This window comes from Priestia sp. FSL R5-0597 (genome assembly GCF_038006305.1).
GTDB lineage: Bacteria > Bacillota > Bacilli > Bacillales > Bacillaceae_H > Priestia > Priestia zanthoxyli.
This window is the reverse complement of the sequence record NZ_JBBOUZ010000001.1, coordinates 2,862,394-2,884,287: the sequence shown is the minus strand read 5'-3', so window position 1 is coordinate 2,884,287 and position 21,894 is coordinate 2,862,394. Positions and strand designations below refer to the sequence as shown.

Here is a 21,894-nt window from a genome sequence, read left to right as displayed (position 1 = left end):
ACAATCAACTTTATTCGGATTTTTTTATGGTCATGTAAACGTAGATTTCATCTGTTTAGTTTACTCAAGCGGTTGATTGGAGGGCAAGGCGCAGACTCCTGCAGGAAAAGCAGAACAGGTGAGACCCCGCAGGAGCGCAAGCGACGAGGAGGCTCAGCGGCCGCCCGCGGAAAGCGAAGCCTTGCACGGAAATCAATTGCGGTGTCAAAAGCGCTCCATACTAGCCTCCTTTATCTCATTTGTGCGTCTTTAGATTGAATTGATTTTGTTATGTCTCAATCTCTTTATTTTTGTTTACAATTTCGAAACAACTTGGAGATGTTTTTGCTAAAGCTGTTTGATAAGATAGACGAAGAGAAATATCAAATGAAAGTACGTGATACATTGAATAAAAGGATTTTAGTAGTAGATGATGAAAAAAGTATTGCCACAGCGGTATCTTATGCTTTCAAGCGCGAAGGATATATTGTAGACACAGCATCTGACGGTGAAGAAGCACTTGAAAAAGTAAAAAGCTTTCGACCTGACGTGATGATATTAGATGTGATGATGCCAAAACTAACCGGCTATGAAGTATGCCGAAAACTTGAGAATCGAAGAGGAATGGGGATTATTTTGTTAACGGTTAAAAATGATATCGTCGATAAAGTTCTAGGTTTAGAGTTAGGCGCTGATGATTACATGACCAAGCCATTTGATGTAAGAGAACTTGTAGCTAGAGCTAAAGCACTTGTTCGGCGAATAGAAAAAAATGAAGCTCCTGAAGCTGTGGGAGAAATCACGGTGGGAAAAGTGAAAGTGAACTTAATTCAGCGCACGTTACATGTTGCCAATGAGTTAGTTAAGCTTACACCAAAGGAGTTTGATCTTATTGCTTTATTGCTTGCCAATTTAGAGAGAGTGTACACACGAGAAGATTTACTAGATCTTGTCTGGGGAATGGATTATGCAGGCGGTACACGTACGGTAGATATTCACATGCAGCGCCTTCGAAAAAAAGTAGGAGAAGCAGAGCCTTATTTGCTTCAAACGGTATACGGGGTTGGATATAAAGCAACTGCAGGGATCAATGAATGAAAATCAGCCTAAAAGCTAAGATGGGACTCGTTCTTGCTTTTTTAATTATTTTAACAGTAACCGTACTGAGCGTACTCGTATTAAAAGGAATTGAGACCAATCAGCGTGATCAGCTAGAAAGTGAACTTATTCAAAAAAGCAAAGCAGCGGAGCAAACGATTCATCAAAGTTATGTAACAGGTGACCCGTCTCTGAATACAGATTCCTTTCTTCAGCAAAAAGGACAGCGCCTTGCATCTTCAATTGCATCACAAAGCGGAATGCAAACAGTCCTATATAATCAAAAAGGACAGGAAGCAGGAAGCTCTATTCCCATCGGCCAAAAAGATGTGGATGTTTCTGATACGCTTAGCTATGCTTTGAAAGGAAAAATAGCCTATCAAATCTCGGGTTCTTCCCTTATTTACTTTGCACCTGTGTCAATCGAGAATCAATTTATTGGAGTCCTTCGTTTTGACCATTCCCTAAAAAATAATCAGCAGTTTATAGCTGACATTAGGCACTTATTTCGTATGGGGGGAACGATTGCAGCGGCAGCAGCTTTTTTAATTGGCTATGCTTATTTTTATCGCATTGCTTCTCTCATCGCTACGCTTCAAAAAACTTCACAGCAGATTCGAAAAGGCCATTATTTAACTCATGTGCCCTTCAAACGGCGCGATGAACTCGGAGAGCTCAGTCAAGGCTTGTTTTTTATGAGTACGTCGATTGAAAAAAACATCGATCAAATGAATAAAGAAAAAAGAAAGCTTGAGTTCGCCATTTCGAAACTGCAGTCTCTCGAACAGCAGCAAAAGCAGTTTATCGGTAACATTAGCCACGAATTTAAGACGCCTTTAACATCGATCAAAGCTTATGTTGACTTACTTGATATGTATCGAGATGATCCTCAGCTTATGGAAGACGGCGTGCAAAACATTCGTAAAGAAACGAATCGCCTCCATGAAATGGTGGATAAAATCTTAAAGCTTTCAGCACTTGAGAAATATGATTTCGAGCAGCGACCAGAGCAAGTTGAATTGAAACGGCTTCTAGAAGACATATGCGATCGTATGAAAGGAAAAGCTGCTAAATTTGATTTGACTCTTCATACAAATATAAAAGAAGCGGTTGTTTGGGCTGATCGCGAAAGCTTAATACACATTTTTATTAATTTAATTGACAATGCTATTAAATATAATGAACCCGGAGGAAAAGTGGAAGTAGCATCTTATACTTTAGAGAATTCTATCATTGTAGATGTAGCCAACACCGGAATAGGAATTCCACCCGAAGCAGAAGAGAAATTATTCCAACCATTTTTCACCGTAAATAAAGATCGGTCGCGTTTATCCGGAGGAACAGGTCTTGGCTTAGCATTAGCCAAAGATTTAACTGAAAAACAAAACGGTGTTATCAAGCTGCATCATTCTGACTCTACATGGACAACTTTTAAAGTGTCGTTTCCTTTAAAAAACGAGAACTGAGTTAGCTAAAAGGAGTGAACCGTTATTGAAACGGTATAGATTAATGATATATATCGCAAGCACTTTTCTTATTTTAGCATCATGCGGCCAAGGAGAAGGTCATAGAGAAACGGTTGAAAAACCAGACAAGAAAATTACTGTATTGGACCACGTAGATCAAGATGGAAAAATAGAAGTGAAAGACGTTCAAGATATTAACGGAATAAGAGCGTTTCAATTTTTGAATGAAAACACAGTGATTGTTAGTCAAGAAAATAAACAATTTCGGTCGCACGATTTCGGTCCCAAAGAGGTATATGCGCAGAATTTAGCTACTTATAATCTAAAAAACAAGTCTACTTTTGTGTTGCATCCAAGCAATGAAATTCAACATGCGGCGAAGCTTTCTCCAAATGGCAAATATCTTTTTTATAAAGTGGCAAAAGGCGAAGATACATTTGGTTATATAATGAACGTTCAAACAAAAAAAACAGTTGAAATCAAGAATGTTCTTCTCTACCCATCAAGCGGAGAGTGGCTTAATAATTCAGAAGTAATGTTTATTACAATGGAAGGAAAGCTTTCTAAAGCAAATGTAAAAGGAAAAGCAGAACCTCTATTGCACAGAGACGATCGAATCTTAGATGCAGTTAAAGGGATAGGTGGCATTTATTATATTGGTGTAAACAACCAGCTTTTTTTTCTTCATAACGAACAGACGGACCCTGAAAAAATCCGAGATAATGTGGTTTCTATTATCCCGTCTCCAAATGGAAAGCAATTAGCGCTCGTTCAGCAAAAAGATGCCCAAACGAGAACGCTGTCTATCACAGATTTAAAAGGATCAGAGGCCTTTCAGCTTGCTCTGTCCACTCAAATTTTTGGTGTCAGCTGGTCTCCCGACGGTTCGAAATTAGCTTATAATTTTATTTCTGAAAAAGAGGGAGGTAAAGGGATATTCATAGCAGATGGATTAACAGGAGATGTTACACACTTAAACGTAAATTTAGACTATGCCGCTGATCAGCTTGCCTGGAGTCAATCAGGAAATAAACTAGTTGCATCGAGCTTTACGCAAAATCAAGTTCATACGTATATTATCTTTTTGAAAAAGACTGCTTAGGCAGTCTTTTTTTTACGCATACTAAACTTCTTTAAGAGTGTTTACAAGTTTGAAACAACTGAATAAAAGACAGAAACATTTATGTTTTATTCTTTCTTTACAGGCTTTTATAGCGTATCAAAAGCCATGTGAAAGGAGTAAGACATCATGAAATACTTTTTATTTATTTGTTCTTTAGCTTTTGCGCTGATGATAGCAGGGTGCGGCACAAGCAATTCTTCATCAAAGCCTGTCGGAGAATTCACAAAAAATGGACAGGCTCAAAAACTAGAAAGCTCATCAGCTTCTTCATCTTTAATGAAATCTAATGTAGACGAAACAGTGGTAATAGCCAATCCAGAATCGGTTACGGCTTTAGTTAATAAAAAGCATCAGCTTCCTGAATCTTACCAGCCTTCCGATTTAGTCTATGCCGACGTTCCGTTTATCTTTAACGAAAAAATAGAAAAACGAATGCTTAGAAAGCCTGCGGCACAAGCGCTTGAAGAACTTTTTCGAGACGCGGAAAAAGAGGGGATCAGCTTACTTGGCGTATCTGGTTATCGATCTCACGAGCGGCAAAAAGAGCTTTTTGCATTTTACGCAAAACGAGACGGTGAAGAACAAGCACGCACTTATAGCGCCTACCCAGGAACGAGTGAACACGAAACGGGACTAGCAATCGATGTCACCGGAGGAAAGGGAATATGTGCTGCGGCAGACTGCTTTGCTGATACACTAGAAGCTCATTGGCTTTCAAAACATGCGTATCAATACGGATTCGTTATTCGATATCCTCAAGGTGAAGAAGAAGTTACCGGTTATAAATACGAACCATGGCACCTTAGATATGTAGGAAAAAAAGCAGCCGCATCCATTTTTAATCAATATATAACGTTAGAAACCTATGCAAGTAAGACAAAAGCTTAATCAAAAGTTCTATAGCTGGAAAACGAAGGAAAGAAAAATGAAAAGTCAGGTTTATCACTCTCACATATGATACAAACTGATACTATAACATGCTTGCTATAGAGGAAGGGTATCAATGTATAAAGATATTGCGATTGAACTGATATGTGGATTTTTAGCGCTATTTATTATGCTGAAGCTTTTAGGTAAGACGCAGTTTGCTCAAATCACTCCGTTTGACTTTATTACAACGCTTGTCCTGGGAAATATTGTAGGGGATGCAGCTCTTGAAAAAGGAGTAGAGTTAACTGAAATTCTTTATAGCGTTTTGATTTGGGGGCTTCTGATCTACGCAGTGACAAAGCTATCTCAAACCTTTACAGGGTTTAGAGGAATTCTTGAAGGAAAACCTTCAATGATTATTTATAAAGGGAAAATCCTTTATAAAGAGCTTAGGAAAAACAACTTGGACTTGAATCAGCTTCAGCATCTAATGAGACAGCAAGGGTATTTTTCACTGTATGAAGCAGAATACGTCATTTTAGAAACAAATGGAGAGGTGAGCGTCGCTCCTAAACACGAATTCGGCCCTCCGACGAAAAATGATTTAAACATCCCTTATTCTCAAACTAATTTACCTATTGCTTTAATCATGGATGGAAAAGTAGTGCCTGGTAATTTGAAAGAAGCAAACGTAGATGAAAAATGGTTAAAAAAACAGCTTGCAATCAAGAAAATTAAAAAATACAGCGAAGTTTTTTATGCTGAATGGCAGCAAGAGCGGGGACTGGAAATAACAAAATTCTAAAAACCCTTTCCTTTTAAGGAAAGGGTTTTTAGTTTTCTTTTAATAGCTTAGCAAAATCCTCAATCGTTGTAGAATACGTGACGTACAGACGAGGAATAAGATAGTTTTCATTCTTTTGTCCGCTTTCAGTAAAAAATTTTGGAATCGTTGAAAGCCCAAATGTATAATTCTTTTTTGTTTCTTCGACTACGCGGCTATTGACCTTTCCGTAAGGGTAAGTAACAGCAATAACGGGCTGGCTCGTAATGGCTTCAATTTTTCGTTTTGAATCAGCTAGCTCATAGGATAAATTTTTCGTCTTAGTTAAATCCGGATGAGTAGCGGTATGAGACTGAATAGAAAAAAATCCTGAATCAACAAATTTTTTTAAATCGGCTGGCGACAAACGGTTGGGACGACCGATAAAATCTGAAATCACAAAAATTGTAGCCGCTGGATGAAATTGAGGGCTGGCTGTTCTTTGAAAAATAGGCAAGATAGTAAGATTATTTTTATATCCATCGTCAAATGTAATAAATATAGGTTTTTTCACATGCTTTAGTTCCTGCCATTTTTCAAATGTTAGCGGCGTATACCCTTGCTTTTTAAGATAAAGAAGCTGTTTCTCAAAATTTTCAGGTGTCACATACAGTTCTTTTTCCCCGTGGCCTGTGTAGGAATCAATAGAGTGGTAAATCAGTATAGGTACTTTCACTTGGCTAAAAGCGGGGGAAGGGAAAATGACAGTTAGCAATAAGATAACAAAAACCGAAATTTTTCTCATAACAATCCTTTCTAACGCGCAGTGATGACGAGACTATCTTAGTATGTCAAAAGAAAAGGAATGTATAAGCCAAGCTTTCTTTTTTACAAATATAAGCCTTCTTTTTTAAATATTTTATGCAGAACTAAGTGCTCAGCAGAGTTCACAACGGCAAACTGTTTTTTAGAAAGAGAATGAGGAGAAAAATGCATTAGCTTAGTAAAGTCTGATGGCAACGTAGTAGATGAAACATCAGTAGAGAGTATAGGGGCAGACAAAGATGTTTTCGAGCCGATATGAAAACCCCAATCTCCAAAAGAGGGAATAATGGTGTGGTAGCTCAACGTATAAAACTGAGAAGCTTTCATCGTCTTATTAATGCTCCAAAAAACGATAGGTGTGTCTCTAGGAGAATTTGACTGACACACGACCAAGCCGCTGCGCGATAGTGAACGTTGGAGAAGTTCGTAAAATTCTTTTGTATAAAGAGCACTTATTTTTTTGTTAGTAGGATCAGGAAAGTCGACAATGATAATATCATAACACGCTGAATTCAAAGAGAGGTAGTCAACAGCATCTTGAATATGAACGGTGACACGAGAATCTTCAAATGAGCGTTGATTTAACTTCTTTAATTCTTTTACATTCATCGCAGCATTTACAACGTCAGCATCTATTTCCACAAGGTCTATTTCTTTAACTTCTTTATATTTAAGGACTTCTCGTAAAGCTAAACCATCTCCACCGCCCAGAATAAGAATGCGGCGAGGACTTAAGGAAGCTGCAAAGATAGGGTGTACAAGAGCTTCATGGTACGCATGTTCATCCAATGAACTAAATTGCAGCTGTTCATCCAAATACATTCGAATATCAGATGCTTTAATCAGCTGAATATCTTGAATACTGTTTTTCTGATGAAACAAAATGTCATGCTGACCTGATAAGATCTGCTGTAGACTAGCGTGATCTGAGTCATCTCCACGATCGAGAAGACGAGTGCTTTCAGCATGCTGACGATTTTTTGTTAGAGTTTCGGCGTGTTGAATTCCGCGAGAAATTGAATATACAACAGCTTTTTTTGAAGCTAATTGCTTCAGCAACGCATAACCAATTTCAATTATTTCTTTGTCTCCGCACGTATAAAAATCTAATGAAGCGTAGTTTTCCTCCGGCCAAGTATGAATAGACAAGTGAGAGGTAGCTAATACGAGAATGCCTGTAATGCCTTGGGGCGTAAACTGGTGAAAATAACAGTGCAAAACTTCCATCTCTGCATCTAGTGCAGCTTCAATAAGAATTTGCCTTAAAAGTGAGGGATCATTTAATATCACTTCATCGCATTCGAACGCATCCATTAGCAAGTGTTCGCCTTTAATATCCACTACTTCAGCCTCCTTTCTGAGCATTATTTTCACTATCTTATGAAATTTTTCAGAAAAAGGAAACGCAAGCACGTTAGTTTATAAATATTTTCGGGAAATAACTAGTTATCATCACATAGAAAGGCGGTTTAGGCAAACATATTTTCGTTGAAGGAAGAGCCGAACAATGAATCCATACTCTTAGTAGAAATCGAAACCTTTCGAATTTTTTCATTGATAGGATGAACGTAGGCTTCATGTATGCAGGATTTCTAGCGGTTGATGGGAGAGCAAGGCGAAGACTCCTGCAGGAAAAGCGGAACAGGGGAGACCCCGCAGGAGCGTAAGCGACGAGGAGACTCATCGGCCGCCCGCGGAAATTGATAGCACTAGCTCACTTATCCAATTTATTCATCTTTACATTGGATTGATTTCGGTATGTCTCAATCTTTCTACTCTTTATCAGCATTAAACCAGCCCTTTCGCTTGAACCATAGAATTAAACCAAGCGTTATCAATCCCATGAAGCCAAGCACAAAGAAATAGCCATAGTGCCACTTTAGCTCAGGCATATTTTCAAAATTCATTCCGTATACGCCAACGATAAAGGTAAGGGGAATAAAGATAGATGAAATAACAGTCAGTGTCATCATAATTGAATTCATCCGGTTTGAATTAAGAGAAAGATAATTATCGCGCATATCAGACGTCATTTCCCGGTTTGATTCAATCATATCGGCTAATTTTAATAAGTGGTCATAGACATCTTTAAAATACCTTTTTTGTTCAGGATGAACATCTAAGCGTTCAGAATTTATAACACGGTACAATAAATCGCGCATAGGCAAAACGGTTCTTCTGATTTTTAGCAAATCACTTCGAAGTTTAAATACATCTTCCATTAAAACAGAGATGGATTTTTTTGCGTCTATGTTTTCTATATCATTCAGCTCATCTTCAATTTGATATACAGTGGGAAAATATTCATCTACCACTTTATCCATCACAGAATACGCAAGGTAGCTTATTCCTTTTTCTTGAATCGAAGGTGTATGAAGCAGCTTTTCCCATACTTTATCAATTGCAGCTGACGGGTGAAAATGAAAAGTAACCATATAATTATCGCCGATAAAAAGATCAACTTCTTCAGCTTCTAACGTTTGCCGATTTAACGAATGAAGGACAAAAAAACTGTATCCTTCATAATAATCGAGTTTTGGACGCTGCAGAAAATGAAAGCAATCTTCAATCGCTAACGGATGAAAGTGAAAGGATGATTGAAGCAGCAGCGCTTCTTCTTCAGAAGGGCAGTTAAAGTCAATCCAATAGTACTGAATAGCGGGATCGTGAATCTGATCTAATTGTATATGTTTCACAAGTTTGTTATCGTTCGTAAGAGCTAACGTTCGTATCATTTGAAAACTCCTTTGTGTTTTTATAGCTATTTTCAATGTAGCATAAAACCACAAAATACACGTATTTTTTAAAAAAATTTTCTTTCTTCTCTTTTTATAAAACTAGTAAGGGTGAAAAAGTTGAATTATAATGATAGTAATAGCTCGTATGGAAAGGGGAATCGTTTTGAATAAAAATGAAGCACTTCGAATGTTTTTTTTAAAACATGCAGATCAACTGACGGAAGAATGGTATGAAAGCCTTGAAGACAATGACCCAGAATCGGTTTATGCATCTACTCATCCGGAAGTCATTTCAGTATTAAAAGATCAAAATAATGAATTTCATTTATACATAGCCGATGTATTTATAAAAAGTGAAAAAGAATTTTTTGATTCCTTTGAAACGTGGATTTTAAAGATTGCGGAAGACGGAGAGCATGTAAGAACGCCTATTCATTATATTATTCGAGAGTTTTTCCGAGTTAGAAAACAGTATTTAACGTATTTAAATCAATTTGTAGAAGAGTACGAGCAAGATATTACGCAAGAAGAACTAGACGAATGGAACGAATTGATTGTACGCGTGTTTGATATCACCGTTTATAAATTTGTAGAAGAGCACCATCAGCATTCAAAGCGGTTGCTTGAGGCACACAAAGAGCTGATTAATGAGCTGAGTTCGCCAGTTATTCCATTGAGCGATCATATCGCGATTCTTCCGCTTGTTGGGGATATCGACACGGCAAGAGCGCGACGAATTTTAGAGAATACGTTAACTCGCTGCGCTGAACAGCAAGTGAATCACCTTTATATTGATATTTCAGGAGTAGTTATTGTTGATACGATGGTTGCTCATCAGATTTTCCAGCTGATTGATGCCTTAAAATTAATAGGCGTAGAATCAACGATCTCTGGGGTACGTCCTGAAATCGCGATTACCGCTTCTCATTTAGGTTTATCGTTTGAAAATATATCAACAAAATCAACTCTTGCTAATGCGATGGCTTCACGTATGAGGAAATAAAAAACAAGAATTATTTTTAATTCTTGTTTTTTTATTTCAATTCATACTTGACATATAGGTTAAACAGGTATTATGATTTTACTAATTTAATAAATAAAAAGAGTCGTATTACATACGCTAATATACAAATGCATCTCTGTAATTAGCGGACAAGAATTGAACAAATAATATGAAAACGCTTTATATAGAATACGAGAATATTTAGGAGGAAATGGAAATGAACATCTTATGGTTTTTCCCTACAGCAGGCGACGGACATTATCTAGGCACAACCGAAGGAAGTAGAACAAGTGATATTCACTACTTAAAGCAAATCGCACACGGGCTGGATTATCTAGGATATGACGGTGCTTTGTTGCCTACTGGTTCAAATTGTGAAGATTCGTGGGTGATTGCATCGGCACTTGCTTCCGTTACAAACCGACTGAAGTTTTTGATTGCACTTCGCCCGGGTGTCATGTCTCCCACACTTTCAGCACGGATGGCTTCGACATTCGATCAAATATCAAACGGCCGACTTATGTTAAATATTGTGACGGGAGGAGATCCCGTGGAGCAAGCAACGTACGGTAACTATTTAAGCCATGATAAACGCTACGAGTTAACAGATGAATTTTTAACGATTTGGCGAGATGTAATGGAAGGAAAAAAAGTGGACTATAAAGGAGACCATCTTGATGTAACAGGTGCGTACATTCCGTCGCCTCCTGTCCAAAAACCGTATCCTCCGCTGTACTTTGGCGGGTCTTCTCCAGCAGGAAAAGAAGTAGGAGCAAAGCATGCAGACGTATATTTGCTGTGGGGAGAGCCTCCTGCAGTGATCAAGACGAAAATTGATGAGATGAAAGAAAAAGCTGCAAATGAAGGCAGGGACATTCGCTTTGGTATTCGACTGCACGTTATTGTAAGAGAATCGGAAGACGAAGCGTGGGAATCTGCAGATAAATTAATTAAACATGTTAATGATGATACGATCAAAGCGTTTCAAGATAAGTTTGCGTCATTTGACTCCACTGCCCAAAAAACACAGTCAAGTTTGCACAGCGGCACAAAAGATCGAGGTGCGCTGGAGATTGCTCCGAATCTATGGGCTGGAATCGGCTTAGCACGAGAAGGAGCTGGAACCGCTCTTGTTGGAAGTCCTGAAATTGTAGCGGATCGTTTAAAAGAGTACAAAGAGCTAGGAATTGATACGTTTATTTTATCGGGATACCCGCATCTAGAAGAAGCATATACGTTTGCTGAGCTAGTATTTCCACATATTCAAAAAGAACGAAGCAAGAGATAATTCTTGCTTCGTTCTTTTTGAATCGTAAAAAAATAAATAACCCAGTTGACTTATAGGAATTATAGGTGTATTATAAAGGTAGTTCATTTAGTCAGAAAATTTGTGATAAAGGGTGAAGAAAATGGAACGTTATGACGTAATTCAAGGCGCAGAATCTTTTTATTATAAAGGCAACGACATTGGTATACTTGTTTCTCATGGATTTATGGGGACCCCTCAAAGTATGGAATATATCGGAAAAGAATTAGCTAAAAAAGGTTTTACTGTGTACGGTTTGCGACTAACGGGACATGGTACTCACTACTATGATATTGAACAAACAACGTACGAGGAATGGAAGCAGGACTTTTTAAATGGGTATCAGCGTTTGAAGCAAGAATGCCGTCATGTATTTATCTTAGGTCAGTCCATGGGAGGCACTCTCACCTTTCATACAGCAAGCCAAGGATTAGATCTTGACGGAGTTATTGCAATCAATCCGGCTATGACGTCCATTCCTTCAATGGAGCCTTACCGCTCTCGTCATACGCCTCGTTATTTAAAAGAAGATCATCCTGATATTAAGGATCCAAACGTACATGAAATTACGTACGACAAAGTACCAGTGCGCTCTATGCGTGAGCTGCTTTCTTTAATGGACGAAACAAAAGAACGCTTATCTTATGTAACATGCCCGGCTTTAGTACTAACATCAACCGTTGATAACGTAGTACCGCCTGAGAATTCAGCTTATATCTTAAACCATATTCAATCAGCAGAAAAAAGACAGCACATGCTTCGAAACTCTTACCATGTTGCGTCGATGGATTTTGATAAAGACACAATTGTTGCACAAACGGCACAGTTTGTACAAGCAACAGTTACCAAAAAAAAAGTGCATGAGCGAATTTTTTAATTTTTAAATTCGCTCCGTTTCTTTTTTACTTCAAGTAAGATAAAATGAATCTTGAATGAAAACAAAGGAGTGTACATACATGATTCATTTAGAATGGAACGATCGTCCAACAATTAAACAAGTAAAATGCATACATACAGATGCAAAAAAATTCGTGGTTGAAAATGTTTTAACAGCAGGAAAAACATATGATGTAAAAAACGAAACAGAAGAATTTTATTTTGTTGTTGATAACACTGGCCAAGTCGGCGGCTTTTATAAAGAATACTTTGAAGGCTAAACAAAAAAATCATCGTCTCGGCGATGATTTTTTTATTGCAATAATTAAATGGAGCTTTTCTTAATGAAAACGAATGAACATACTTTTAAAGAGAAATTCCATATATCTCATCATTTCGAAAAAAAGCTTTATGATAAAAATAGAATGTAAGACCTAAATTCTTCCGTTTCTTGTTCTGATTAAAAGGGTAACTGACTATAAATACCCATGACAACAATTATTTTACAATGTAAAATGAAAGCGACGCTTAACAGAAAAAGGAAAAGAGGAGGTCATACGATGAAAAAGCGTAATACAGCAGCTTTTACATTTTTAGCATGGACAGCTTTTATTACAGCACTATTAGCTATGTTTATAGGAATTTATACCTTAGATGCATCATTACCGGTAAAAGGTTATTATGCTGTTGGAACATTATACTTAACGATGTCCGCTTTTGTGCTTCAAAAAACCATTCGTGATAACGAAGAAGATACGGCGCACGAACGCAAATATGACAAAGCAGAAGAAGAATTGTAGAGCTAAAAAAAGCATTTTTCTAGCTCTTTGAAAAACATCCCCATTTTTGGGAGATGTTTTTTTATATAAAAAAACAGGGAACTTGTCACTCCATGTCGTATTAATAAAGAAGGAGGCGATTGAATTGACACAACTAATGATTAATAACGTAAATTTTCACGTTGATATGTTTGAAGAAAAAATGATTACTGATGCGAATACAGGTGAAGAGTTGAAAAGGCTAAACTTTTCTTTTTCGGTTGTAGGCAAAGCAGCTTATGATAAATATGATGCATTTTTTGAGGATCCGTACTTTGAAGTAACAAATATGGAGACAAAAGAAACGCTAACACTAAAAAACATTTCGCATAGCACATTTTATCAGTCACCTGAAATTACAGATCATACAAATATTGTTTTCAGAGTGAAGCTGCAGCAAGAACCTGTTAAAGAAAAAGAACAAGTGAAAAATGAACGTCCAACAGAGAGCACGGTCAACGAAATGCTTTTATCTAGAATAAAGTTTAAGGCTCTTGTCGAAATACTTGAAGAAAAAGGACTTCTAACAGAGAATGAGTTGTATACTAAAATTGAAGAAGTAGCAGAACGAGATTTTGATATTCTTCGAGATGAATTAAGTCATTCTAAAAAAGAGGTAAAAGCGTAAAAATACCCCACTCTGCAGGGGGATTTTTTATTTATATCCATTAATTTATAACCCTTTTGATAAATCATTCATATATTACATCACGATGAAAATAAAAAGGGTGAGGATAATGCCGATTGTTATTAATCATGTAGTGATTCCAAATGTTACAGGAGGAGTCGTTACATTTGGCGACACGTACTATGTTTCTCCAAAAAGTAACAGTAAAACTGCGCAAGGTTCAGGGTCTTCAAATACAGGAATTTGTGTAAATACAAATTCGGGACTTTCTAATACAAATACGCTCGATCCGGATGGTTCTGACCAAAACGGCTTCGGAAACGGATAAGGAAAGAGATGTTTTACTCTTCTTTCTACACGCCTTTTCAGTATTCGTTTTATCCGTATTTTATGCCTTCTTTTGCACGTCCAATTGGATTTGTCGTGTCACCTGATGGAGCGATGGATAACTGGTGGGGCAAAAAACCATCTTGGTGGGGGAAAATCACGCCTTCAGCCGGCGTTTTCCCTCCTGTTACCCAGTATTATACGGGCAGTTTAGTTCCTTATAGTTTAAGGGGCTATTACTAATATAAAAAAGAAGTTCAGATTAAGCCAACTTGTTAGCGCCTATTTCCTAAAAATAGGCGTTTTTTTCCGTTTTACTTGATTCAAAGTTATTTTTGCTGAATAATAAGGAAAAGAGAATTTTTAGAAGTAAGCTGTAAGTAAGGAGATGTTCAATCATGACAGATAAATGGAGAGTTCATAAAATAAAAAGTGATTGTGAACCTTGGCTGTTTTTAGAAGGCTGGGAAAAAGATATTATTGAAACCATTGAATTTGAAAAAAAAGAAGAAGCGCTTCGCTACTACGCGATGATGATTTATGAATTTCATCAAAAATACGCAAGCGTGCGAAGTGATGAACTAGCGCTCTTTAGCTTTTGGAACGAAGGCGAAAAGGAATTTTGTGAAGCCTGTGATGATGATCTTCAAATCTTCCACGGTGTTTTATTCGCTAAAAACGATGAAGTCTATTCATTAGAAGAAGATGAAGAAGGATTAAAAATGCTTCGTACTAAATAAAAACGTCCTGCGGGGCGTTTTTTTTATATAAAAAATAAACGATTTCAATCGCTCAAGCGTCATATAGGTGATGAAACAAAAAGGAGGGGTGACCGCTTTGGAACAAGATGATTTCATCCTTGTCCAAAAAGCATTACAAGGTGATGATGATGCCTTTTCATTATTATTTCAGCGCTATCATTCATTTTTATATAAATACCTTTTAAAGCTGACATTAGATGAGGACTTATGCAGTGAATTGTGTCAGGAAGCAATGATGAAGTGTTACGTGAATCTTTCTTCATACAAAAATGAAGCAAAGTTTTCGACTTGGATGATATCCATTGCTTCAAGACTGTACATGGATTATTTGCGTAAGCAAAAACGTGAAAAAAGCAGTCTTCAGCGAATAAAGCAGGCTTTATCGCATCAGCTTCAGTGGAAAGCTAAATACAAAGGAGTGGAGTGGAGCGAGATGTTTTCCGATTTTAATGAACTCGATTCGCGCTTTCGAATTCCTGTCTTGCTTCGACATTATTACGGATATACATACGATGAGATTGCCCATATGCTGAATATGCGAGCAGGAACGGTCAAATCAAGAGTAAATAAAGGAGTAAATATACTGAGAAAGGAGTGGAAAGAATGAGGGAAGAAAATGACAATCAGTCCTTACATTCTTTAAAAAAAGATTGGGAGCAGCTAGAGAGTTTAGCAAGTCATGAACGTATTTCTCTTCATGCAATTCAAGAACAGCTTCTCATTCAAAAACAAAAGCAGAAAAAAGCTTTCCGGAAAGAGTTATGCTTATTTACATTAACAGCACTTGTTATTTTAACGGTAGTGGCAACGGCTATTTTACAAATACCTGCCTTATTTATCGCCATTGAGGTAATTGGCATCATTGTTGCGCCTCTTTCTTTTATCGTTTTTCACTATAAACGAAAAAAGGAGATGTTTTTATAATGAATGAAAAATGGATTATTGTGCTGTTTATTTCACCATTTCTCCTTCTTCAAAGCTTTCTACTTTTTATCAATGCAAAAAAACGCGGCGCCCATCCATGGTTTTGGGGAATATGGGGACTGATTCAAATCCCAATGCCAACGCTTTTTTATTGGTTTTTTATTATTTGGCTTCCAGCACGAAAAAAAGGGGGATGTAAATGAAGGACATTAACTGGTTGTTAATTGCTCCAATTCTATTCTTACAATTGCTTTTAATGATTCCAGCGTTAATAAGCTGCATAAAGCAAGAAGAGACAAACGGACCAAAATGGTTATGGGGACTCATCATTTTATGTGTAAGTACAGTCGGTCCCGTTTTATATTTTGTTTTAGGACGTAAAAAACAGTGAGGTGGAGCGAAGATGTTTATGCAAGTAGAAGGACTGACAAAAACGTACCGTAATATAACCGTTGTAGATAACCTTTCATTTAATCTCGATAAAGGAAAATGTGCAGCATTGTTAGGCCCTAATGGTGCAGGTAAGACGACTACTTTGCATATGATTGCAGGTCTTACTGCATCTAATAAAGGGAAAATTTCTTTTGAAGATAAACAGCATCAAGACGTACGATCATTTATTGGCTTTCTGCCGCAGCATCCTACGTTTTTTAATTGGATGACGCCTCAGCAGTATTTAACTTTTTTAGGCCTTTTATCTAACATTTCAAAAAATGTGCTTTCTCAACGAATAGATGAAGTACTTGAAACGGTAGGTTTAAAAGGAAAGGAAAAGCAGAAAATTGCTGGCTTTTCTGGAGGAATGAAACAACGTTTGGGCTTAGCTCAAGCCTTGTTACATAAACCTGAACTGCTAATTTTAGATGAACCCGTTTCGGCTTTGGATCCTGAAGGCAGAAAAGATGTCCTAATGATTATCGAAACATTAAAAAAAGATACGACCATCCTTTTTTCAACTCACATTTTGCATGATGCAGAACAAATATGCGATAACATGATTATGATTAAAAACGGACGCATGAAATGGAATGGAACAAAGAGTTCGCTGCGCCAAGAGTTTGCGGATCCTGCTTTTACGATTGAAACAGAAGAAAGGCTCCCTGCATCATTTAGCAGTCTGCCAAGTGAACAGGTGCTGTTTCATTCTCCTTATAAAGCCACTGTAAGTGTAAAAGATACATCTCAGCAGCAGCAGCTGCTTCAACTGCTTGTTGATCAACAAGCAAATCTTGTTTTATTTGAACGAAAACAGCATTCTCTCGAAGATGTGTATCTAGAGGTGATGAATAAATGAATATATTTAGAGTCTTATTTAAAAAGGAGCTGCATGAATTATTTGCGAACGGCAAAGCAATTTGGCTACCCATCTCTCTAATTTTGCTAGGCATCACACAGCCTTTAACGAATTATTATATGCCACAAATCATTGACATGGCAGGAAATTTGCCAAAAGGAGCCATTATTCAACTTCCTACGCCAAGCGGTCAAGAAGTATTGCAAGGTGTCCTTTCACAATATAGCACAATAGGAATCTTATTGATTGTACTAGCAAGCATGAATATGATTTCAAATGAACGACAAAATCATGCGGCTGTACTTGTTATGATGAGACCGGTGAGCGTCATTCAATACATTATGAGTAAATGGGCTGCGCAAATCGTACTGGTTATTGGCTCAATGTTTATAAGCTATATAGCAGCGTGGTATTATACAAATCTTTTATTTTCACATGTGGATTGGACTCATATGATAGTTAGCTTTCTTTTATACAGCCTGTGGCTGATTTTTATCTTGTCCGTGCTAGTGGCAGCTGGAACCTTTCTTTTACAAAGCGGAGGAATTGCTGGAGTAAGCATTTTGATTATTGCGTCACTTTCATTTTTAAGTACTTTGTTTACGAATCAATTAAAGTGGAGTCCTGCGGCGCTGTCACAATACGCCGGTCGTATACTTGAACAATTGCACTGGTCACAAAGTGTCACCTATACCGTAGTTGTTACATTAGTGAGCTGTTTTCTTCTTTTAATTGCTGCTGTTTATAGATACAAAAAAGTAGAATATGTATAAAAAGACTTCTGAAACGAAGTCTTTTTTCTAGGGAATTAATTTGCAAATCCATGCAATATAAAGAGCAGCGGGGACTAAGAGAATCTGGGCACATACTGTCCCGCATAAACGAGAGATGACGAGTGTACCAACCATTTTATTCATAGATTGCTTAGTCGATTCACCTTTCATTACCTTTTCAGTTAGAATGGCTACTTGCGGATCTACAAACACTGCAAGGGTAATCATCGCTAGTCCGTTAATAAGACCAGAAGACATCAGAATCGATTTAGAAAGAGTAGGCTCGAGCGTAGAAGCATAAAGAGTGGAAAGAACACCTACTGTATAAATGGTCGTAGCCATTAAATTTAAAAGAAGCAATCGCTTGGGCACTCCGCCTATTCGCAGCTGAGACAGCATAATCCACCTAGGACGCTTCACGTGTTTTTTTGCTTTTTCCAGCGTATGTATGGAAGTAATGTTTTTCATCATTTTGGGTACAGATCCTGCTACTTCTAAGTGTGAAATCATGCGAGAGAAGATTGATACAAAGCTAGGAATTAAAAGAGCACCTGCGATTGTCCCAATAGAGGCCGCGAGCAAGATAGTTTGAAGCTGATGAAGTAGAAGGGACAAATCTTCTTTAGACTGGACCGCATCTCCTAATTTGCCGGTCAGCGGAGCTTGCACCATATTAGCTGTTCTTGAAACGATGACAATAATATTAAAAAGAGATAGGGCCACGACTAGTTTTCCAGTTTTCAAGCCCGCGAGTCTCACAGAGTAGGCTAGTGTTTCAATCATGTGAATAATTCCTACAAATACACAAATAATCAGTAATTTTTCCATCATAATAAGTAAGTTCCTTTCTTTGATACACGCACTTCCTTATTATGTATAATTTTGGTTCATTTGTAAATAAAAAGCCGCTTGCTACCAAGAGTAGCAAGCGGCTTTTTATTATCGATGCTGGTTAATATCACGAAGTATATCTTTGCTAGCCTGATAATCTTTTTCCCGTTCTTTTTCCACCTGTAGACGTTTGTCTAGTTTACGGCTATATTCAGCATACCCCACGCCGTGAGAAAGCTGCATGGCCTTTTCCATTTCTGACGTGTACGTTAGGTGAAGTGCGATAATGAATCAATCCTTTCAGCATTTTTCACTTGTGGCACATGTATTGCTGCTCAAGTGTTTCGATGTTTATAATTCTTGAAGTCTTTCTAGAAATCGTTTTCCCTGTCGCTTTGGATCTAAACATAAATGATTAAAATTTCATAACATTCCAGGTAAAAGCCTTTTTTTCTTGCGTAGTATCCCATATAATAGCAGGAACAACGTTTTTAAAGGAGTTATATATGAACAATACAAAACGAGTATGGTTTGATTTACTTTTTTATATCGCTATTCCTTACCTAATATGGAATCAGGGAAAAGACATTATTGGTGATTACTATGCCATTTTGCTTTCAACAGCACCAGCGTTTGTGTATACCATTTATACATTTATTAAAGATCGCCAGTTTAACGTAACAGGATTGTTTATTGTCATTACGCTGCTGGCACGTACCATTATTGATTTAATTTCAGGAAACGCAGCGACGATGTTAAACAATCAAGTATACTTTATGATTGGACTGGCTGTAGTTGTCCTTTTTACCATTGTGATAAAAAAGCCAATTGGTTTGTACTTTTTTGTAGATACGGCGTACTTAATGGGCTATAAGCGAGAAGATTCTCTTAAGCTCTTCCACCAGCCTGATTTATTCAAAATGATGAACTGGCTTACAGTACTGTTCGCAGGTCGCTATGTATTTTTAGCAATTGTAAAATACGTATTGATTCAAAAGTACGGAGTAGAAGGGTACGGGAACATGATTGTATTCCGTCAAGCCGTTACGTGGGCATTCTCCATTTTAATTGCCGTCTACACGTATTTTATCTATAAAAAAATTCAAGATAAAACAGGGATGGATAATCCAATGAATCCAAATGTAAATGAATAAAAGGAGAAGCGTGCGTTTAGCTAACGTACGCTTTTTTAATGCAGAAACAAGTTTGTTAAATTTTCTGACAAATATGTGGTAAAGAGATTCTTTCATGTATATACTAAAAATAAGAAGCAACTGGCATGCCACATGCCAAAAGAATCAAAGGAGATAAAATTATGAGTTTATCAAAATTAACACAGCCGTTATCACTAAAGCAGCAGGCGTATGAAGGAATTAAAAACGCTATTATCGATCATACCATTGCTCCTGGAGAAGTCTTGTATGAAAGAAAATTAAGTGAAGAATTAGGAATCAGCCGTACGCCAATTCGTGAAGCTATCCCGCTTCTAGAATTAGAAGGGTGGGTTACATCAATTCCGAGAAAAGGAACGCTAGTGAGCAGTATTACCGCAAAAGATGTAGAAGAAGTCATTCAAATTAGACGTGGTTTAGAGGTTTTGGTAGTAGAGCTACTTATTCCGATAATCTCAGAGGAACAAATTTCAATGATTGAACAGCTTTATCAGCAGCAGGTAAAACTCCAAAAAGAAAATAAACTATTTATTTCTACAGATAAAGACTTTCATATCTTTTTAGCAGAATTAAGTGGAAATAGAAGATTAGTTAATCTAGTGCAAACTGTCAGTGACCAAATGCGCTGGTTTGGAATTAGCGCTTCTTACTTACCTAATCGAATAGAAGAGACGTTAAAAGAACATTCAGCTATTATTGATTGTTTAAAAGAAAAAGACGTCGACAAAGCAAAGAAAGCTGTACTTAATCATATTGATCTTACTCGAGAAGCTGTACTCGCCAGTCTAAAAAATAAAGAAGGAGATGTCAGTAAATGAAAAAAGTAACCGTTTATGTGGAAAGTGTAGAAAAGGTAATAAAAGAGGAAGACATTCATATAAAAGATGTTCTTGTTGTTGGCTATGGTGGTAGAGATCTTAAAAAAGTTCAGGAGCACATTGACGAGTTGGCGGAAATTGGTGTCGCACCGCCGTCAACTATACCAGCTGTTTATCCAATGCAACTATCTAATCTGTCTTTTGAACAAGCAATTAACGTTGCAAGAAAAGAAACGTCGGGGGAAGCAGAATATGTTTTATTTCATAATGGAACAGAATGGCTAATTACCCTTGGAAGTGACCATACGGATCGATTTCTCGAAATTGAAGATATTCAACTTTCAAAAGAATCTTGTCCTAAGCCTCTTGCGACTAAGTTTTGGCGTTTAGAAGACGTTCAAAATCATTGGGATCAGCTATATTTACGATCTTGGATTACAGATGAACAAGGGAGACGAAAATACCAGGAACATGACCTAACTTCTCTGCTCAGTGTTAATGATCTTCTCAATAAATTAGAGGGATTTGGTTATAAAGATATCTCAAATACAGTCATTTTTTCAGGAACAGTTCCAACATTAGAAGGCTTTGTATATGGGAGTAAATTTGAATATGAGCTTGCTGATCCGGTGTTAAACCGAAAGATTGAAAGCAGTTATTCAATTGCTATACAAGAGGTGAGAGTATGAAGATTGCGCTCATTCAATTAGATGTTCAAATTGGTGAACCAGATTGGAACTATCAGCATGTTAAAACGCTTATGTCCAAGGCAATGAAAGAAAAGCCAGATATAATTGTGCTGCCTGAAATGTGGAATACAGGCTATGCTTTAGAGCGTGCACAAGAGTTAGGAGATAGAAACGGTGTACTCACAAAAGAACTGTTATCCTCATTTGCTAAAGAGCATAATGTAACGGTTGTTGGTGGAAGCATTTTAAATTGTCGATCCCACAGACAGGAAGTAACCAATACTATGCTAGTTTTCAATGGACAAGGAGAACAAGTACTGGAGTACGATAAAATCCACTTATTTCGTTTGATGGATGAAGATAAATTTTTAAAAGCAGGAAATCGGTTTGGGCTGTTTTCTTATCAAGATATAAAAATAGGTACTATGATATGTTACGACTTGCGCTTTCCGCAGCTGTCTCGAAAGTTAGTAAATGATGGCGCCCAAATGTTAATTAACGTTGCACAATGGCCAACAGCGCGAGTAGATCATTGGAGAAGCCTATTAATTGCAAGAGCAATTGAAAATCAATGTTTTGTTATAGCTGTGAATCGCTGCGGGGAAAGTGAAGGAACTCCTTTTCCAGGAAATTCAATGGTAATAGATCCATTAGGTGAAATTCTGTTGGAGGGGTCTCAAGAAGAAGATATATATATTATTGAAGTTGACTTAGAGAAGGTGAAAAATGTTCGAGAACATATTCCAGTTATCACTGATCAACGGTTAGATTTATATTAAAAATACAGAATTTTCAAAAATATCGAGGAGGAA

Annotated in this window: 29 protein-coding genes; 25 read left to right on the top strand and 4 right to left on the bottom strand. The window is 37.3% G+C overall.

Features of this window, described 5'->3' with window-relative positions:
* Positions 1-72: 72 nt before the first annotated feature.
* From MKX72_RS14745 to MKX72_RS14720, 6 genes are all read left to right on the top strand, one after another.
* Complete coding sequence (locus tag MKX72_RS14745) at positions 73-258, top strand: hypothetical protein (protein ID WP_154990369.1); 186 nt, start codon at positions 73-75, stop codon at positions 256-258.
* A 126-nt stretch (positions 259-384) separates the two neighbouring features.
* Entirely contained in the window at positions 385-1,077 is a 693-nt protein-coding gene (locus MKX72_RS14740) for a response regulator transcription factor (RefSeq protein ID WP_028412871.1), read from the top strand.
* Positions 1,074-2,543, top strand: coding sequence for a sensor histidine kinase (locus MKX72_RS14735; RefSeq protein ID WP_034268979.1), 1,470 nt, complete (start codon positions 1,074-1,076; stop codon positions 2,541-2,543). Before MKX72_RS14740 ends, MKX72_RS14735 begins: the two co-directional genes overlap by 4 nt.
* 25 nt (positions 2,544-2,568) lie before the next feature.
* Positions 2,569-3,645: a TolB family protein gene (locus MKX72_RS14730; protein ID WP_155007991.1), complete on the top strand. Its 1,077-nt coding sequence runs from the start codon at positions 2,569-2,571 to the stop codon at positions 3,643-3,645.
* A gap of 147 nt (positions 3,646-3,792) precedes the next feature.
* Positions 3,793-4,554 carry a M15 family metallopeptidase gene (locus MKX72_RS14725; RefSeq protein WP_098113833.1) on the top strand — a complete coding sequence of 254 codons (762 nt, stop codon included), beginning with the start codon at positions 3,793-3,795 and terminating at the stop codon, positions 4,552-4,554.
* A gap of 115 nt (positions 4,555-4,669) precedes the next feature.
* Positions 4,670-5,341: a DUF421 domain-containing protein gene (locus MKX72_RS14720; RefSeq protein ID WP_155007992.1), complete on the top strand. Its 672-nt coding sequence runs from the start codon at positions 4,670-4,672 to the stop codon at positions 5,339-5,341.
* Positions 5,342-5,369: 28 nt separating this feature from the next.
* Here the strand turns inward: MKX72_RS14720 and MKX72_RS14715 are convergent, their stop codons facing one another.
* From MKX72_RS14715 to corA, 3 genes are all read right to left on the bottom strand, one after another.
* Complete coding sequence (locus MKX72_RS14715; protein ID WP_155007993.1) at positions 5,370-6,104, bottom strand: polysaccharide deacetylase family protein; 735 nt, start codon at positions 6,102-6,104, stop codon at positions 5,370-5,372.
* Positions 6,105-6,187: 83 nt separating this feature from the next.
* Positions 6,188-7,465: a polyamine aminopropyltransferase gene (locus MKX72_RS14710; RefSeq protein ID WP_049165238.1), complete on the bottom strand. Its 1,278-nt coding sequence runs from the start codon at positions 7,463-7,465 to the stop codon at positions 6,188-6,190.
* A 431-nt stretch (positions 7,466-7,896) separates the two neighbouring features.
* The gene (corA, locus tag MKX72_RS14705) at positions 7,897-8,859 is read right to left on the bottom strand and encodes a magnesium/cobalt transporter CorA (protein ID WP_098625803.1); all 963 of its coding nucleotides are present in this window, start codon (positions 8,857-8,859) and stop codon (positions 7,897-7,899) included.
* Between the two features lie 130 nt (positions 8,860-8,989).
* Here corA and MKX72_RS14700 point away from each other — a divergent pair, with 130 nt between their 5' ends.
* The 15 genes from MKX72_RS14700 to MKX72_RS14630 all read left to right on the top strand — a co-directional run bounded on the left by MKX72_RS14700 (position 8,990) and on the right by MKX72_RS14630 (position 17,572).
* The gene (locus MKX72_RS14700) at positions 8,990-9,865 is read left to right on the top strand and encodes an STAS domain-containing protein (RefSeq protein ID WP_098625801.1); all 876 of its coding nucleotides are present in this window, start codon (positions 8,990-8,992) and stop codon (positions 9,863-9,865) included.
* A gap of 217 nt (positions 9,866-10,082) precedes the next feature.
* Positions 10,083-11,153, top strand: a complete 1,071-nt coding sequence (ssuD, locus tag MKX72_RS14695; RefSeq protein ID WP_155007994.1) for an FMNH2-dependent alkanesulfonate monooxygenase — start codon at positions 10,083-10,085, stop codon at positions 11,151-11,153.
* 121 nt (positions 11,154-11,274) lie between these two features.
* Positions 11,275-12,048: an alpha/beta hydrolase gene (locus MKX72_RS14690; protein ID WP_098625797.1), complete on the top strand. Its 774-nt coding sequence runs from the start codon at positions 11,275-11,277 to the stop codon at positions 12,046-12,048.
* Positions 12,049-12,127: 79 nt separating this feature from the next.
* On the top strand, positions 12,128-12,328 hold the full coding sequence (locus tag MKX72_RS14685; RefSeq protein WP_013057578.1) for a DUF6501 family protein: 201 nt from the start codon (positions 12,128-12,130) through the stop codon (positions 12,326-12,328).
* Between the two features lie 279 nt (positions 12,329-12,607).
* Positions 12,608-12,847, top strand: coding sequence for a YiaA/YiaB family inner membrane protein (locus MKX72_RS14680; RefSeq protein ID WP_013057577.1), 240 nt, complete (start codon positions 12,608-12,610; stop codon positions 12,845-12,847).
* 124 nt (positions 12,848-12,971) lie between these two features.
* Positions 12,972-13,493 carry a hypothetical protein gene (locus tag MKX72_RS14675; RefSeq protein ID WP_028412881.1) on the top strand — a complete coding sequence of 174 codons (522 nt, stop codon included), beginning with the start codon at positions 12,972-12,974 and terminating at the stop codon, positions 13,491-13,493.
* 109 nt (positions 13,494-13,602) lie between these two features.
* Positions 13,603-13,821, top strand: a complete 219-nt coding sequence (locus MKX72_RS14670) for a spore germination protein (protein ID WP_013083687.1) — start codon at positions 13,603-13,605, stop codon at positions 13,819-13,821.
* An 8-nt stretch (positions 13,822-13,829) separates the two neighbouring features.
* Positions 13,830-14,063: a hypothetical protein gene (locus MKX72_RS14665; RefSeq protein WP_028412882.1), complete on the top strand. Its 234-nt coding sequence runs from the start codon at positions 13,830-13,832 to the stop codon at positions 14,061-14,063.
* A 155-nt stretch (positions 14,064-14,218) separates the two neighbouring features.
* Entirely contained in the window at positions 14,219-14,560 is a 342-nt protein-coding gene (locus MKX72_RS14660) for a DUF1033 family protein (RefSeq protein ID WP_013057574.1), read from the top strand.
* Positions 14,561-14,657: 97 nt separating this feature from the next.
* Positions 14,658-15,188 (top strand): RNA polymerase sigma factor SigY, encoded by a 531-nt coding sequence (gene sigY, locus MKX72_RS14655; protein ID WP_033579389.1) that lies wholly within the window; start codon positions 14,658-14,660, stop codon positions 15,186-15,188.
* Positions 15,185-15,505 carry a YxlC family protein gene (locus MKX72_RS14650; protein WP_033579388.1) on the top strand — a complete coding sequence of 107 codons (321 nt, stop codon included), beginning with the start codon at positions 15,185-15,187 and terminating at the stop codon, positions 15,503-15,505. Before sigY ends, MKX72_RS14650 begins: the two co-directional genes overlap by 4 nt.
* Positions 15,505-15,708 carry a transcriptional regulator gene (locus MKX72_RS14645; RefSeq protein ID WP_098625794.1) on the top strand — a complete coding sequence of 68 codons (204 nt, stop codon included), beginning with the start codon at positions 15,505-15,507 and terminating at the stop codon, positions 15,706-15,708. The genes MKX72_RS14650 and MKX72_RS14645 overlap by 1 nt, the downstream gene beginning before the upstream one ends.
* Positions 15,705-15,896 (top strand): PLD nuclease N-terminal domain-containing protein, encoded by a 192-nt coding sequence (locus tag MKX72_RS14640; protein WP_013057569.1) that lies wholly within the window; start codon positions 15,705-15,707, stop codon positions 15,894-15,896. The genes MKX72_RS14645 and MKX72_RS14640 overlap by 4 nt, the downstream gene beginning before the upstream one ends.
* Before the next feature lie 12 nt (positions 15,897-15,908).
* Entirely contained in the window at positions 15,909-16,799 is an 891-nt protein-coding gene (locus MKX72_RS14635; RefSeq protein WP_098625791.1) for an ABC transporter ATP-binding protein, read from the top strand.
* Positions 16,796-17,572, top strand: coding sequence for an ABC transporter permease (locus MKX72_RS14630; protein ID WP_034268960.1), 777 nt, complete (start codon positions 16,796-16,798; stop codon positions 17,570-17,572). Before MKX72_RS14635 ends, MKX72_RS14630 begins: the two co-directional genes overlap by 4 nt.
* A 27-nt stretch (positions 17,573-17,599) precedes the next feature.
* On the opposite strand, the gene MKX72_RS14625 is transcribed toward MKX72_RS14630, so the two are convergent.
* Positions 17,600-18,403 (bottom strand): lipid II flippase Amj family protein, encoded by an 804-nt coding sequence (locus tag MKX72_RS14625; RefSeq protein ID WP_049165218.1) that lies wholly within the window; start codon positions 18,401-18,403, stop codon positions 17,600-17,602.
* A gap of 506 nt (positions 18,404-18,909) precedes the next feature.
* On the opposite strand from MKX72_RS14625, the gene MKX72_RS14620 reads away from it, so the two are divergent.
* From MKX72_RS14620 to MKX72_RS14605, 4 genes are all read left to right on the top strand, one after another.
* Entirely contained in the window at positions 18,910-19,557 is a 648-nt protein-coding gene (locus tag MKX72_RS14620; protein WP_013057564.1) for a VC0807 family protein, read from the top strand.
* 161 nt (positions 19,558-19,718) lie between these two features.
* Positions 19,719-20,393: a GntR family transcriptional regulator gene (locus tag MKX72_RS14615; RefSeq protein ID WP_028412889.1), complete on the top strand. Its 675-nt coding sequence runs from the start codon at positions 19,719-19,721 to the stop codon at positions 20,391-20,393.
* Entirely contained in the window at positions 20,390-21,082 is a 693-nt protein-coding gene (locus tag MKX72_RS14610; RefSeq protein ID WP_049165214.1) for a DUF2848 family protein, read from the top strand. The genes MKX72_RS14615 and MKX72_RS14610 overlap by 4 nt, the downstream gene beginning before the upstream one ends.
* Complete coding sequence (locus MKX72_RS14605) at positions 21,079-21,861, top strand: carbon-nitrogen family hydrolase (RefSeq protein WP_034268943.1); 783 nt, start codon at positions 21,079-21,081, stop codon at positions 21,859-21,861. The genes MKX72_RS14610 and MKX72_RS14605 overlap by 4 nt, the downstream gene beginning before the upstream one ends.
* The last annotated feature ends 33 nt before the right edge of the window (positions 21,862-21,894 follow it).